We start from the raw sequence: 13,382 nt of genomic DNA, 5'->3' as shown, positions 1-13,382 counted from the left end.
TAATTTTGATTGCACGGTTAAGCGTTTGAAAAGTTTAAGGGCTTAACTGTAGCGCATTTGACAATTAACCGATTAAAACAATTTAAACAGTTAAACAATAAACTTATCTTTGCCACATATCATGAATCAGAACATCACTCCATATCAAGTAGAAGATGCAACTAAAAAAGAACAGGTTGCAACCATGTTTAACAATATTTCGGGTACCTACGATTTTTTAAATCACTTCCTTTCATTGGGTATAGATGTTTTGTGGCGTAAAAAGGCGATTAAGGAACTTGTTTCCATTCATCCGCGTATTATGCTTGATGTTGCTACAGGTACCGGCGATTTTGCCTTTGAAGCCATTAAAAAACTTCATCCCGAGAAAATTATCGGTGTAGATATTTCTGAGGGCATGTTGGAGGTAGCCAAAAAGAAAATTAATGACCGCGGTTTGAGCGAAGTTTTCACTGTTCAGCTTGGCGATTCGGAAGGGCTGCATTTTGCTGATAATACTTTCGATGCGATTACTGTAGCCTACGGGGTTAGAAATTTTGAGCACCTGGAGCAGGGTTTGCGTGATATGTTCAGGGTTTTAAAGCCTGGCGGAAAACTTGTGGTTTTAGAATTCTCCAAACCCAAGGTTTTTCCGGTTAAGCAATTATACAATTTCTATTTCGCACAGATTACCCCGTTTTTTGGTAAGTTGTTTTCGAAAGATGCCAGGGCCTATACTTATCTGCCTGAATCAGTAGCTGCTTTCCCTGATGGAAAAGATTTTACCACTTTGATGGAAAAAGTAGGTTTCAAAAGTACCAAACACCGTATTTTAACGTTTGGTATAAGTTCAATCTATACCGGTTCTAAATGATAAAAAAATTAAGCCTCTTCATCCTGCTTTTTACAGTAGCTAATACATCCTTTGCCCAAAACTGGGGAGGAGGTGTTGATGATGAAGACTTACATTTTGGTTTCAGCTTCCAGTACATCTCTGCAGAATATAAAATTTTAAAAACTGCGAACTGGCGTGATGTATATTTCGACCCATTGGACGGCAAGCAGCTAACACAGCCCATGAAAGCCATATCCAGCCCACCGTCTGCCGGCTTTGGTTTGGGTTTCGTTGTAAACAGAAGGATTTCAGAGAATTTTGATGTGCGTGTTACACCATCCCTAATCTTCAGCGATAGAATTGTCAGGTACGAATATGAACCTGCTCCTGAAACCACAGCTCCGGTTAGTAATGGCATTACGCCACCAAGCTATCCGCTTATTTTAGACAAGAAAGTTCAGGCAACAATGTTTGAAATCCCGATAGGTATAAAAATAAAATCGAACAGGTTAAATAACTTCAGGGCGTATTGGCTGGGAGGCTTAAAATATTCGATGGATATTGCTTCGAAAAAGAAAACTTTTGATGAGGGTGAAACACCACTTAACAAGCTGCTGAAAAACAAGCGGAACTATCTTTCTTACGAAACCGGCATTGGCTTTGACCTGTACTTCGAGTATTTCAAAATGTCGCCAGAGATTAAGGTATCCTATTCGATTAAGGATCTTTTGCAGCATGACAATACGGCTTTTGCAAACCCGCTGGAGAAAACCATGTTGCGTCATTTTACATTCAGCTTGTTTTTCGAGTAGTAGCGCAAACCAAAAAAACTTACCTTTGTTGCCATCATAGAAAACATATTGAAATGTTTTCTGGCTTATTATTTTATAGAAATGGCTAAAATTGCTTTAATTACTGGTGCAACTTCGGGTATTGGCGAGGCATGTGCACATATATTTGCTCAAAATGGATATAACCTGATTTTGGTTGCCCGCAGAGCAGATCGTTTATCAAAAATTGCGCATCACCTCGAAGATAAATATGCAATAACCATTAAGCAGGTTTTAGCCGATGTTCGTGAAAAAGAAAGCCTTAACCACGCTTTTGAAGCTATTCCGGCCGATTGGAAAAAAGTGGATGTACTGATTAACAATGCCGGTTTAAGTCAGGGATTGGACCCAATTGATAAAGGCAGCACCGAAGACTGGGATACCATGATTGATACCAATGTTAAGGGTTTGCTTTATGTTACAAAGATTGTATCAAACTGGATGATTCCTAATAAATCAGGTCATATCATTAATATTGGTTCGATTGCCGGTCAGGAAGTATATCCTAACGGAAATGTTTACTGTGCAACAAAACATGCGGTTGATGCTTTAAGCAAGGCCATGAGGATTGACTTGCTGCAACACGAAATTAAAGTAACAGCAATTAACCCTGGGATGGTAGAAACTGAATTTTCGGTTGTTCGCTTTAAAGGAGATGCTGAACGTGCCAAAAATGTTTATGCAGGTTTAGAACCGTTAATAGCCGATGATATTGCCGATGCTATTTGGTACGTGGTAAGCAGGCCAAAGCATGTTAATATAAACGATATGTTAATCATGCCTACTGCCCAGGCAACGGCAACTTTAATTAACAGAGGATAACCGGGTTAACCGTTTAAATTGTATCACTGCAAAACTGGCTCGCAGTTGGCAATTTACAGTTATCACTAACAATTCTGCAATTAAACCATTATACGTATCGAAAAATTAACCGATTAATCAACTCAAACAATTTACCAATAATGATATCAAATACAATAGATCAGGAAATAAAAAAAGCCATGCTGGCTAAAAACGATGCACAGCTAAGAGGTTTAAGAGCTATAAAAGCAGCCCTTTTGCTTGCCAAAACTGAAAAAGGTGCATCTGAAGAAATTACTGAGGAAACTGAATTAAAGATTCTTCAAAAACTGATTAAGCAACGTCGTGAGTCTGCTGATATTTACAAGCAACAGAACCGTGAGGACCTGTTTAAGGTAGAAGAAGAAGAGATTGAAGTTATTAACCAATTTCTACCTAAGCAGCTAGACCGTGGGGAAGTTGAAGCAATAATTGCCGATGTAATCAAACAATCAGGCGCTACATCAGTTAAGGATATGGGTAAGGTTATGGGCCTGGCCAATAAGGCACTTGCCGGTAAAGCCGACGGGAAGCTTATTGCTGAAATTGTTAAAGAAAAACTGGCTTAATTAAGCTGAAAGGCTAAAGCAGAAAGATTAAAGCGGAAAGACTAAAGCCGAAAGGTTGAAGTTTAATAAAGGAAATAAGGTTGAATTTATTCGCTGTTTTGGCTGTATCAGGCTAGAAATGGGGTTTTTATACCGTTTTTGATTTTATTTCACAAAAATGGCAAAGAAATGCCAAAAATTAATTTTACTCTATTAACTTAGTAGCAGTATACTATCAATATTATTTATGAAATACCAGGTAACAGAAGAAGAAGGATTCAAATATGTAGAAGCCGGTCAGGGTGAAACACTGGTACTGCTTCACGGTTTAATGGGCGAACTGAGTAACTGGGAGCTTGTTATCGAGCAGTTTAAAGATCGCTACCGTGTTATTGTACCTATTCTTCCAATTTATGAATTACCAATTTTAACTTTAGGCGTTAAGGCGCTTTCAAGATACCTTCACCGCTTCATTAAATTTAAAAATTTAGGCCAGGTTGTACTTGTTGGTAACTCGTTAGGAGGCCATGTTGGTCTGGTTTTCACTGTTGCCCATCAGGAGTTTGTTAAAGCATTGGTACTTACCGGTAGCTCGGGTTTATATGAAAATGCATTCGGGGGTTCTTTTCCGCGAAGAGAAAGCTATGATTATATCAGGGAGAAGGTAGAATTTACTTTTTACGATCCGGCAACTGCAACACCTGAGCTTGTTGAAGAGGTTTTTAAAACGGTAAACGACAGATCGAGGGTAATACGCATCTTAACTATGGCTAAATCAGCCATTCGCCATAATATGGCTAAGGAATTGTCGAAAATTACCATCCCGGTTTCATTAATTTGGGGCAAGGATGATAAGGTTACCCCGCCAGAAGTTGCCCAAGAATTCCATGAACTATTGCCCAATTCGGAGCTGAACTGGGTTGATAAATGCGGGCATGCCCCAATGATGGAGCATCCGGAGATATTTAATGCGTATCTTGAAAAATTCTTAAACAGAGTATTATTAAAATAATGTTTGCCGAGGAAATCATATCGAATGTTATACCGCCTGTAAGAACGGACGACACGGTGCAGAAAGCCTTAGATCGTATGAACGAGTTTAAGCTAAAGCATATGCCTGTGGTTAACGACGCCCAGTTTTTAGGCTTACTTTCGGAAGATGATTTACTCGAAATCCGCAACCACGATATACTTATTAAAGATGCTTCGGCAAATTTATTAAATGCTTTTGTTTTTAATAACGCCCATGCTTACGATGTAATCAGGTTGCTTAGTTCGTTGAAGTTAACTGCTGTTCCGGTTTTAGATCAGCAAAAAAACTATGCCGGACTTATTTCCATAAACAACATTGTAGATTCGGTAGCCGAATTATATGCTGTTAACGAACCAGGCGGAATTATTGTGCTGGAAATCAGTAACCGCGATAATTCACTGGCACATATATCCCAGATTGTTGAGGCAGACAATGCGCAGATTCTTTCCTCTTATGTTAGTTCCTTTGAAGATTCTACCCGCCTGGAGGTAACTTTAAAAGTCAACAAAACCGAAATTACTTCTTTGGTAGCCTCGTTTGAGCGCTACGATTATCAGGTTAAAGAAGTTTATAATAATACCCAGATTGATGATGGTTCTCAAGAGCGTTTCGACTCTTTTATGAACTACTTAAACGTTTAATTTAATTATGAGGATTGCGATTTATGGACGAGATTTTAATGATACCGTATTACCTTACATTCAGGAGGTTTTCGATCATTTAAAAAGTCATGGTATACAGCCGGTTCTTCATCATAAATTTAAAAATTCCCTTCACGGTAAGATTAAACTGCCATCAGGCACCATTATTTTTCATAATCACGAAGAACTAAAAGCAAATGCCGATGTGCTGCTTAGTCTGGGTGGTGATGGTACCTTGCTGGATACGTTATCATTAATCAGAAATTCCGGCATTCCGGTAATCGGGATTAACTTTGGCCGTTTAGGTTTCCTGGCGAGTATAAATAAAGGCGAAATCGAATCGGCTTTAAAAGCGTTGATTCATGGCGATTATACGCTGGATGAACGATCGTTGTTAAGCCTTGAATCTGATAACGGTTTATTTGGCGAAGAGAATTTTGCCTTAAACGATATTACCATACACCGCAGAGATAACTCAGCGATGATGATTATCCATGCCTCCATGAACGGGGAATTCATTAATTCTTACTGGGCGGATGGATTAATCATTGCAACACCTACCGGTTCAACGGCTTACTCGTTAAGCTGCGGAGGTCCGATTATTTACCCCGATTCGCAAAGCGTTGTTATTACGCCCATTGCACCACATAACTTAAATGTACGTCCGGTAATTATTCCTGATGATAACAGTTTGTCGTTTGAAGTAGAGGCCCGGGAATCTAAATTCCTGGTGTCGTGCGATAGCAGAACCGTTACTGTAGAACGCTCCGTAAAGATTACCATTAAAAAGGCTGGTTTTTGTATAAATCTTATCCGCCTGAACAATGAAACTTACTTAAACACGTTAAGGAATAAATTATTATGGGGCATCGATACCCGTAACTACTAAGTATGGCGCTAAACAAACCTGTCTTATTCATTCTCTTGTTTTTGTCAATTTCGGGGTTAAGTAAAGCACAGTCTTTCGCAACCTGGGAAGTTGGCTTATCGGGTGGGGGAGCAGGTTACATAGGCGATTTGAACCAGACTAACCCGGTGCAGGTAAGCGGTATAAATGCCGGTATTTTCGTGAAACGTAATTTTTCCTCGTATTTCGGTGTAAGGTTAAACTACACTTATGGTCAAATCAGGGCTAATGATGCCGATTCGAATAATGAGCAGTTCAGGGAGCGTAATTTAAGTTTTAAAACCGGCTTAAATGAAGGAAGTGCCCTCTTCGATTTAAACTTTTTCGATTATAAAATAAATGGTGGCAACCGCAGGTTAACGCCTTATTTATATGCTGGGGTTGGTTTAATTAATTTTAAACCATCAATAAAATACCAGGATACAAGATACAGGTTAGACAGGTTAGCAACCGAAGGACAGGAAAACGGTTATCCAAATACTGTTTTAACCATTCCGTATGGCGGGGGAATCAGGTATAACTACAAGGATACCTGGAGTATTTTTACTGAGATCGGTTACAGGACAGCTTTTACCGATTACCTGGACGATGTGAGTGGGGTTTATCCGGTAAATCCGGTATTCGTGGGGAACAACCCGGCACTGAATGTAAGTGACCCATCTTTACATCAAACAGGGCTTGCCGGAACACAACGCGGCGATTTTAGAAAAAGAGATACTTATCTATTTGTTAGTATTGGCATATCTTTTACCTTTGTATCCTCAAAATGCTATTCCTTTTAAGCTGATTTTGACATAATTAATGGGATTTAAAGAACAAATAGACTATAGCCGACTGCCAAAGCACATTGCTGTAATTATGGATGGTAATGGCCGGTGGGCAAAAGGCCAGGGTAAAATGCGTGTTTTCGGGCACGAGCAAGGTGTACTTTCAGTAAAAGATATTGTAGAGGGATGCGTTGAGGTTGGTATCGAATACCTTACCCTTTATGCTTTTTCTACTGAAAACTGGAGCCGTCCGAAAGAGGAGGTTGATGCTTTAATGCAGATCCTGATTTCGACAATTAACAAGGAAACAGAAACACTGAATAAAAATAATGTTAAGCTTAATGCTATAGGCAATATCGAATCGCTGCCACAGGAATGTATAGATGATTTGAAAGAAGCTATGGATAAAACAGCGCATAATACTAAATGCACCTTAACATTGGCATTAAGTTACAGTGCAAAATGGGAGATTGTTAATGCAGCCAAAAAAATTGCAGCAGCAGTTAAAGATAATACCATTGATATTAATGATATCGATGAGCAGTTGTTTTCTTCAAAATTAACAACCGTAAACATACCCGATCCGGAATTAATGATCCGCACCAGCGGGGAGCACAGGATAAGTAATTATTTGCTTTGGCAAATGGCTTATACCGAATTTTATTTTACCGATGTTTTGTGGCCTGATTTCAGGAGAGATAATCTTTTTGAAGCCATTGTTGATTATCAAAAACGCGAACGCCGTTTTGGTAAAATTAGCGAACAATTAAACTAATTTTTCTTTTAACACTTTTTAACAAGGGTTTAAATTAACTTAGCAGCACTTTTATACGATAAATGTAACCACTTCAGGGGTATTAAGAATAAAGCTTTGCTTTATGAAATATGATAACTTTTGTGGCCATTACTGAACAAATTATTTTAATGAAAAGAATATTTCAAGTTTTAATCCTAATAGTTTTAGCCGCTCCGGCCTTTGCCCAAGTTCGTCCTACAGGTCAGGCTCCAGCAACACCATCCTTAAAAGTAGGTGGTCTGGATCTCGATTATTTTAGTCCAAGGGAATTTATTATTGGTGGTACAAAAATTACAGGAACAGAATATCTTGATAAAGAGGTACTGATTACTTTATCTAAACTAACCAAAGGTGATAAAGTTGTTTTACCTGGAGAGGCTACTGCCGATGCGATTAAAACGCTTTGGGCACAAGGTTTATTCGACGATGTTAAATTAAACATTGAAAAATTTGTTCTTGATACAGTTTACTTTGAGATTGAAGTTGTAGAGCGTCCTCGTTTAAGTTCTATCGATTTAAAAGGTGTACGCAAGTCGGAGAAAACTGCAATCCAGGAAAAATTAAATGATAAAACGGGTAAAATCGTTAATGATAACCTTTACAATACTACATCGGCAATTGTAAAGAAATACCTTTTAGATAAGGGTTATTTCTTTACCAAAATCGATTACACTACACGTAAAGACCCAAATTCAGATAACAGTGTTGTTTTAGAGGCTAATATCGATAAAGGGCATCGAGTAAAAGTACAGCATATTGATTTTACGGGTAATAAAGATTTCAAGCCGGCTAAACTCCGTAAGTTCCTTAAAAACCCCAAGCAATTTGCCTGGTGGCGTTTCTGGGGTTCTGGTAAATTCAGTAAAGAGAAGTACGAAGAGAATAAAGTAAAAATGATTTCGAAGCTTCACGAGAAAGGTTATCGTGATGCCGAACTACTAAAAGATAGTATTTACCAGTACAACGATAAAAAGGTAAACATTAAGATGGATATCTATGAGGGTAAAAAATATTACTTCGGTAAAATTACCTGGGCAGGTAACGCCATTTATAGTACAGATGTTTTAAATAAGGTACTTACCATCGAAAAAGGTGATATCTTTAGTGAAGATAAGCTTGATAAGAAGATTAATGGTGGTGGTGAAAACGGTGGAGATATTAACAGTTTATATACCGACAACGGTTATTTAACCTTCAACATAGATCCTGTTCAGACAAAGATTTATAATGATACGGTTGATGTTGAGATGCGTATTTATGAAGGTCCGCAATACACGAATAATCGTATTACCTTAAAAGGAAATACCATTACCAATGATAAGGTAGTGTTACGTGAGATTCGTACAAAACCAGGACAGAAATTTAACAAGAGTGACTTAATCCGTACCGTTCGTGAGATTGGTCAGCTGGGTAACTTTGATGAGCAAAAAACTGTACCAACACCACGTCCTAACCCTGCAGATGGTACTGTAGATATTGAGTATGCTGTTGAGGAAAAACCTTCAGATCAGATTGAGCTATCGGGTGGTTTTGGTGGTGGCCGTATTATCGGTACATTGGGTTTAACCTTTAATAACTTCTCTTTAAGAAACCTGTTTAATTTAAAAGCATATAAACCTCTACCAAAAGGTGATGGACAGAAATTAAGTTTGCGTGGTCAAACTAACGGTAAATATTATCAATCGTATAGTTTCTCATTCTCTCAACCATGGTTTGGTGGTGAGAAGCCGGTAAGCTTTGGTGTTAGTGCCTTTACTTCATTACAATCAAGCGGAACTTCTCCTGATATTTCAGGTTATTATAAAATCCGTTTAAATGGTGTGACAGTAAGTTTAGGAAGAAGGTTAAACTGGCCTGATAACTATTTCCAGTTAACACACTCGGTAAACCTTCAGCAATATATCCTTCAGAATTACCCTGGATATTTATTCAGCACAGGTACTTCTTATAACTTAAACTTAACGCAGGAAATTAGCCGCGATTCAAGGGATTCGCCTATCTTCCCTAAATCGGGTTCATTCATCCGCTTTACGGTTCAGGCTACGCCACCATATTCATTATTTAACAATGTGAATTACGCTACGGCTTCAGATAAAACGAAATACAGGTTTACAGAATACCACAAATGGAAATTCGATTCGCAGTGGTTCCAACGTGTTGCAGGTAACTTTGTAATTAAAGCACAGGCACAGTTTGGTTTCTTAGGTCAGTATACACAAGCTGTTGGTCAGTCGGCATTCGAAAGGTTTAAACTTGGTGGTGATGGTATGCAGGGATTCGATTTCTTACAAGGTTCAGAGTTAATTGCTATGCGTGGTTATGCTAACAATACGGTAATCCCGGTAGGTTCTAACCCAACTATTGCGCAGCAATCAGGTAGCCCGATTTATACGAAGTATGTTCTTGAAGCCCGTTATCCTGTTATTGCAAGTCAGCAGGCTACAGCGTTCGTACTTGCCTTTGCCGAAGGTGGTAATACCTGGAACAGGTTCAGCGATTTCAACCCGTTCAACATCAGAAGATCAGTGGGTGTTGGTGCCCGTATCTTCTTACCAATATTTGGTTTGTTGGGTATTGATTATGGTTATGGTTTCGATGCTATCCCTGGATTACCAGATGCTAACAAAGGCCAGTTCCACTTCAGTATCGCACAACAATTAGGAGGATTTTAATTGCTAATCACTAAAAAAATAATTAATTATGCAATAAAACATTATAAGTGGAGTTTATACAAAGCTTAACTTATAGTAACTAGTCATTAAACACACACACAAATGAAAAAGTATCTTTTTATCGCATTTTTACTTTGCACAACTTTTGGCGCTTTTGCCCAGAAGTTTGCTTATGTAGACACAGAGTATATCTTAAAGCATATGCCTGAGTACAAATCGGCATTAAGCCAGTTAGAGGTAGCTTCGAAACAATGGCAAACACAGGTTGACCAGAATTTCAGTGAAATCGACCGGATGTATAAAGCTTATCAGGCAGACCAGGTTTTGTTAACTGATGATATGCGTAAGCGCCGTGAGAATGAAATTATTGAGAAAGAGAAAGCGGCCAAAGAATTTCAACGTCAGAAATTCGGACCAGATGGCGATCTTTTTCAAAGCAGGGCTAAATTAATTAAGCCTATACAGGATAAAGTTGCTGATGTAATTAAACAAATTGCTAAAGCTAAATATCTTGATTTCATCTTTGATAAAAGCAGCGAAGCTACAATGATGATTTATGCAAGCAGCAGTTACGATGTTAGTAATGATGTGATTGTAAAATTAGGTTATAAACCGGGGACTGTAAATAATTAGTATATTCGCCCGGCATTGAGGAAAAACAATTAAAAAAATAAAAAGTAAAATTAAACATGAGAAAGTTAATTAACGTATTTGTAGTAGCAGCAGGGCTATTGTTTACAGCAAATATGGCAAATGCACAGCAAAAGATTGGTCACGTAAATTCAGAAGATGTATTTGCAAATTTACCAGAATCAAAAACAGCGCAAACTACTTTAGAGAACCTAAGTAAATCTAAACAAGGTGAAATTGATGTGATGATTAAAGAATATCAAACAAAAATGACCGCTGCGCAGAATAAAGCTAAAACCCGTAGTGAGGCTAATAAAGATGCGATTGATAAAGAATTACAAGCTGCTGAAACTGAATTACAGGATTTAGAAAAACGTATTGGTGACGCAAGAACTAAAGCTCAACAAGATTTAGGTACTAAACAAGGTGAGTTATTTCAGCCAATCCAGACTAAAGTTGCTACTGCTATTTCTTCTATTGCAAAAGAAAAAGGTTTAGCTTATGTATTCGATGTAGCTAACGGGCAAGGTGGAAACAATTTAGTGTTCTGGGATGGTGGTGAAGATATCACTGCTGCGGTTAAAACTAAATTAGGTATTTCTGCAACTGCAGCAAAACCAACTACAGCACCTAAAAAATAATTAAATACCAGGTTTAAATACCGGTTATTGGCGGAATTAAGTCTAACTTAATTCCGCTTTTTTGTTTTCAGGGAGTTACCTGGCCCGTTAACGTGGTGGAGAAATGTTGTAAAGTTGAAAAAAACATTGTAACGTTGCAAGGTTTAACAGCGCCCATGCAACATTCATCACCCATAGGTATTTTCGACTCTGGCTACGGAGGCTTAACTGTATTTCGCGCTATAGCAGAGAAGCTTCCGCAGTACGATTATATTTACCTGGGCGATAATGCCCGTTCGCCCTATGGCGACCATTCTTTTGAAACGATTTACCAGTACACCTTAGAATGCGTAGAATGGCTTTTTAGTAAGGGTTGTAACCTTGTTATCCTGGCCTGCAATACGGCTTCGGCAAAAGCTTTAAGAACGATACAGCAAAGAGATTTACCATCGAAATATCCTGACCGAAGGGTACTTGGTGTAATCAGGCCTACGGCAGAAGTGATAGGCAGTTACACCGGCACGCGTAATGTTGGGGTAATGGGTACCCGGGGCACGGTGAATTCTAAATCGTACCTGCTTGAAATCAACAAATTTTTCCCTGATGTTAAGGTTCATCAGCAAGCCTGCCCGATGTGGGTGCCACTGATTGAGAATAATGAACATTTGCAATCGGGCGCCGATTTCTTTGTGGAGGAATATTGTAACCAGCTGATGGCACAATCTGATGCTATTGACTGTGTGCTTTTGGCCTGTACGCATTATCCTTTACTGTTACCAAAACTTAAAAAGATATTTCCCGATTATATCAGCCTTTTAACACAGGGTGAAATTGTGGCCGATAGTTTGGCTGAATACCTGAAAAGGCATCCTGAAATTGAATCGCAACTCGGGAAAAACATGCAGAAATCTTTTTATACCAGCGGTGATCCGCTTGTATTCGATGAGCGAGCTTCAATATTTTTTAATGAAGCCTTAACTTCACAAAGGATGTAATTGCTATGCATGCAGTATATATGCCTTAAAATGCAACTATCATGCCTTAGGACATGGCTTATCTATGGATATGCATGCCTTATCAGTGCCTGCTGTTTGTCATGTTAAATAACCAATTGCTACTATTTACCAGACATAACGATAATTACTATTGAGGCAGTTTTTCTACCCTTATGAGTACCGTTGGCGAGGTTAAGGCATCAAGAAAAGAAACAACTGCGTCTTTTTCTGCATTACTTAGTTTTAAGCCACGTAACAGCTTATCGTTTTTAGGTAGTAAAGGATCATTAATCTGCTCTGGCCGAACACGCTGGTTGGGCATGCCTACATTATACATATTCATGACCCCATTCATGTCGGGAAATAAACCATTATGAAACCATGGCGCTGTTTTCATTACATTTCGCAAGCCTGGTGTTTTGAATTTACCTACGTCTTCAGGTTTCTTTGTCACATTGTAAAGCCCTAAATCTTCATACTTACGGCCATAATAGGTTAAACCATCGTTGTGGAATTCGTTATCGGTAAAGAGTGGTCCGTTATGGCAATTTATACAACGGGCCTTTGTGCGGAATAAGTGTAAGCCTACAATTTGCTGATCGGTAAGGGCTTTTTTATCCTGTGCCAAAAACCTGTCGAAAGGTGTTCTACGGCTCACAATGCTTCGCTGAAATGTGGCAAGGCTTTCGAATATTTTTTTGTTGGTGATCTGGGGAGAGCCAAAGGCATCGGTAAAGTAAGGTTTGTAGCCTTTAATTTTACTTAACTTTTTAGCCAGTGCTTTCATGTCCTGGTGCATTTCGTTATGTGCAGCCACCGGACTTTCTCCCTGTTCTTCGAGGCTGTTTGCTCTTCCATCCCAAAATAGTTTTTTATAAAACCAAACGTTTTCTAAGGAAGGTGCATTGCGGATATTGGCCAAATGATCGTGGCCGATGGAAACCTGCCGGCCATCTGTCCAATGTAAATCGGGTGCATGACAGCTTGAGCATGAAATCTGGTTTGAACCTGAAAGACGGGGATCGAAAAAAAGAATTTTACCCAGTTCGACTACTTTTTTAACAGAATCATTTTTTAAATTGATGGGTGAGGGTGGAAGTTCTCCTAATTCTTCGAATACCGCTTCTTTATCAACCGTAGGTTTGGGCCACTCGCTTGTTGGTTTTGAATAAACTTTACGTAAGCTATCAATACTTAACTCATCATCGTTGTTAAAATCGGTTGATTGAAAAGAAAAAAGAACTAATCCGGAAAGGATTAGGGCAAGCGTAATGAAAACTTTATTCATG

At 38.7% G+C, this 13,382-nt stretch carries 14 protein-coding genes; 13 read left to right on the top strand and 1 reads right to left on the bottom strand.

The window, feature by feature from the left end:
- Positions 1 to 121: 121 nt before the first annotated feature.
- The 13 genes from ubiE to murI all read left to right on the top strand — a co-directional run bounded on the left by ubiE (position 122) and on the right by murI (position 12,093).
- On the top strand, positions 122 to 853 hold the full coding sequence (ubiE, locus tag R2R71_RS09605) for a bifunctional demethylmenaquinone methyltransferase/2-methoxy-6-polyprenyl-1,4-benzoquinol methylase UbiE (protein ID WP_316831059.1): 732 nt from the start codon (positions 122 to 124) through the stop codon (positions 851 to 853).
- Entirely contained in the window at positions 850 to 1,626 is a 777-nt protein-coding gene (locus R2R71_RS09600) for an outer membrane beta-barrel protein (RefSeq protein ID WP_316831058.1), read from the top strand. Before ubiE ends, R2R71_RS09600 begins: the two co-directional genes overlap by 4 nt.
- A gap of 81 nt (positions 1,627 to 1,707) precedes the next feature.
- Positions 1,708 to 2,466: an SDR family NAD(P)-dependent oxidoreductase gene (locus tag R2R71_RS09595; RefSeq protein WP_316831057.1), complete on the top strand. Its 759-nt coding sequence runs from the start codon at positions 1,708 to 1,710 to the stop codon at positions 2,464 to 2,466.
- Positions 2,467 to 2,606: 140 nt separating this feature from the next.
- On the top strand, positions 2,607 to 3,053 hold the full coding sequence (locus R2R71_RS09590) for a GatB/YqeY domain-containing protein (RefSeq protein WP_316831056.1): 447 nt from the start codon (positions 2,607 to 2,609) through the stop codon (positions 3,051 to 3,053).
- 226 nt (positions 3,054 to 3,279) lie between these two features.
- On the top strand, positions 3,280 to 4,044 hold the full coding sequence (locus tag R2R71_RS09585; RefSeq protein ID WP_316831055.1) for an alpha/beta hydrolase: 765 nt from the start codon (positions 3,280 to 3,282) through the stop codon (positions 4,042 to 4,044).
- A complete protein-coding gene (locus R2R71_RS09580) occupies positions 4,044 to 4,706 on the top strand; it encodes a CBS domain-containing protein (RefSeq protein ID WP_316831054.1) in 663 nt (220 codons plus the stop codon). Before R2R71_RS09585 ends, R2R71_RS09580 begins: the two co-directional genes overlap by 1 nt.
- A 7-nt stretch (positions 4,707 to 4,713) precedes the next feature.
- Positions 4,714 to 5,595, top strand: coding sequence for an NAD kinase (locus R2R71_RS09575; protein ID WP_316831053.1), 882 nt, complete (start codon positions 4,714 to 4,716; stop codon positions 5,593 to 5,595).
- 2 nt (positions 5,596 to 5,597) lie between these two features.
- On the top strand, positions 5,598 to 6,395 hold the full coding sequence (locus R2R71_RS09570) for a DUF6089 family protein (RefSeq protein WP_316831052.1): 798 nt from the start codon (positions 5,598 to 5,600) through the stop codon (positions 6,393 to 6,395).
- A 19-nt stretch (positions 6,396 to 6,414) separates the two neighbouring features.
- Positions 6,415 to 7,155, top strand: a complete 741-nt coding sequence (locus tag R2R71_RS09565) for an isoprenyl transferase (protein WP_316831051.1) — start codon at positions 6,415 to 6,417, stop codon at positions 7,153 to 7,155.
- Between the two features lie 149 nt (positions 7,156 to 7,304).
- A complete protein-coding gene (gene bamA / locus R2R71_RS09560) occupies positions 7,305 to 9,848 on the top strand; it encodes an outer membrane protein assembly factor BamA (RefSeq protein ID WP_316831050.1) in 2,544 nt (847 codons plus the stop codon).
- Between the two features lie 102 nt (positions 9,849 to 9,950).
- The gene (locus tag R2R71_RS09555; RefSeq protein ID WP_316831049.1) at positions 9,951 to 10,481 is read left to right on the top strand and encodes an OmpH family outer membrane protein; all 531 of its coding nucleotides are present in this window, start codon (positions 9,951 to 9,953) and stop codon (positions 10,479 to 10,481) included.
- Between the two features lie 56 nt (positions 10,482 to 10,537).
- The gene (locus R2R71_RS09550; RefSeq protein ID WP_316831048.1) at positions 10,538 to 11,119 is read left to right on the top strand and encodes an OmpH family outer membrane protein; all 582 of its coding nucleotides are present in this window, start codon (positions 10,538 to 10,540) and stop codon (positions 11,117 to 11,119) included.
- 155 nt (positions 11,120 to 11,274) lie between these two features.
- Positions 11,275 to 12,093 carry a glutamate racemase gene (murI, locus tag R2R71_RS09545; RefSeq protein WP_316831047.1) on the top strand — a complete coding sequence of 273 codons (819 nt, stop codon included), beginning with the start codon at positions 11,275 to 11,277 and terminating at the stop codon, positions 12,091 to 12,093.
- Between the two features lie 148 nt (positions 12,094 to 12,241).
- Here murI and R2R71_RS09540 read toward each other — a convergent pair whose 3' ends face one another.
- Complete coding sequence (locus R2R71_RS09540; RefSeq protein WP_316831046.1) at positions 12,242 to 13,381, bottom strand: cytochrome-c peroxidase; 1,140 nt, start codon at positions 13,379 to 13,381, stop codon at positions 12,242 to 12,244.
- Between the last annotated feature and the right edge of the window lies 1 nt (position 13,382).

The sequence above is a fragment of the Pedobacter aquatilis genome (assembly GCF_032678405.1).
GTDB classification, from domain to species: domain Bacteria; phylum Bacteroidota; class Bacteroidia; order Sphingobacteriales; family Sphingobacteriaceae; genus Pedobacter; species Pedobacter aquatilis_A.
Note: the sequence above shows the minus strand (reverse complement) of the source record. Positions and strands in the feature narration are given on the sequence as shown.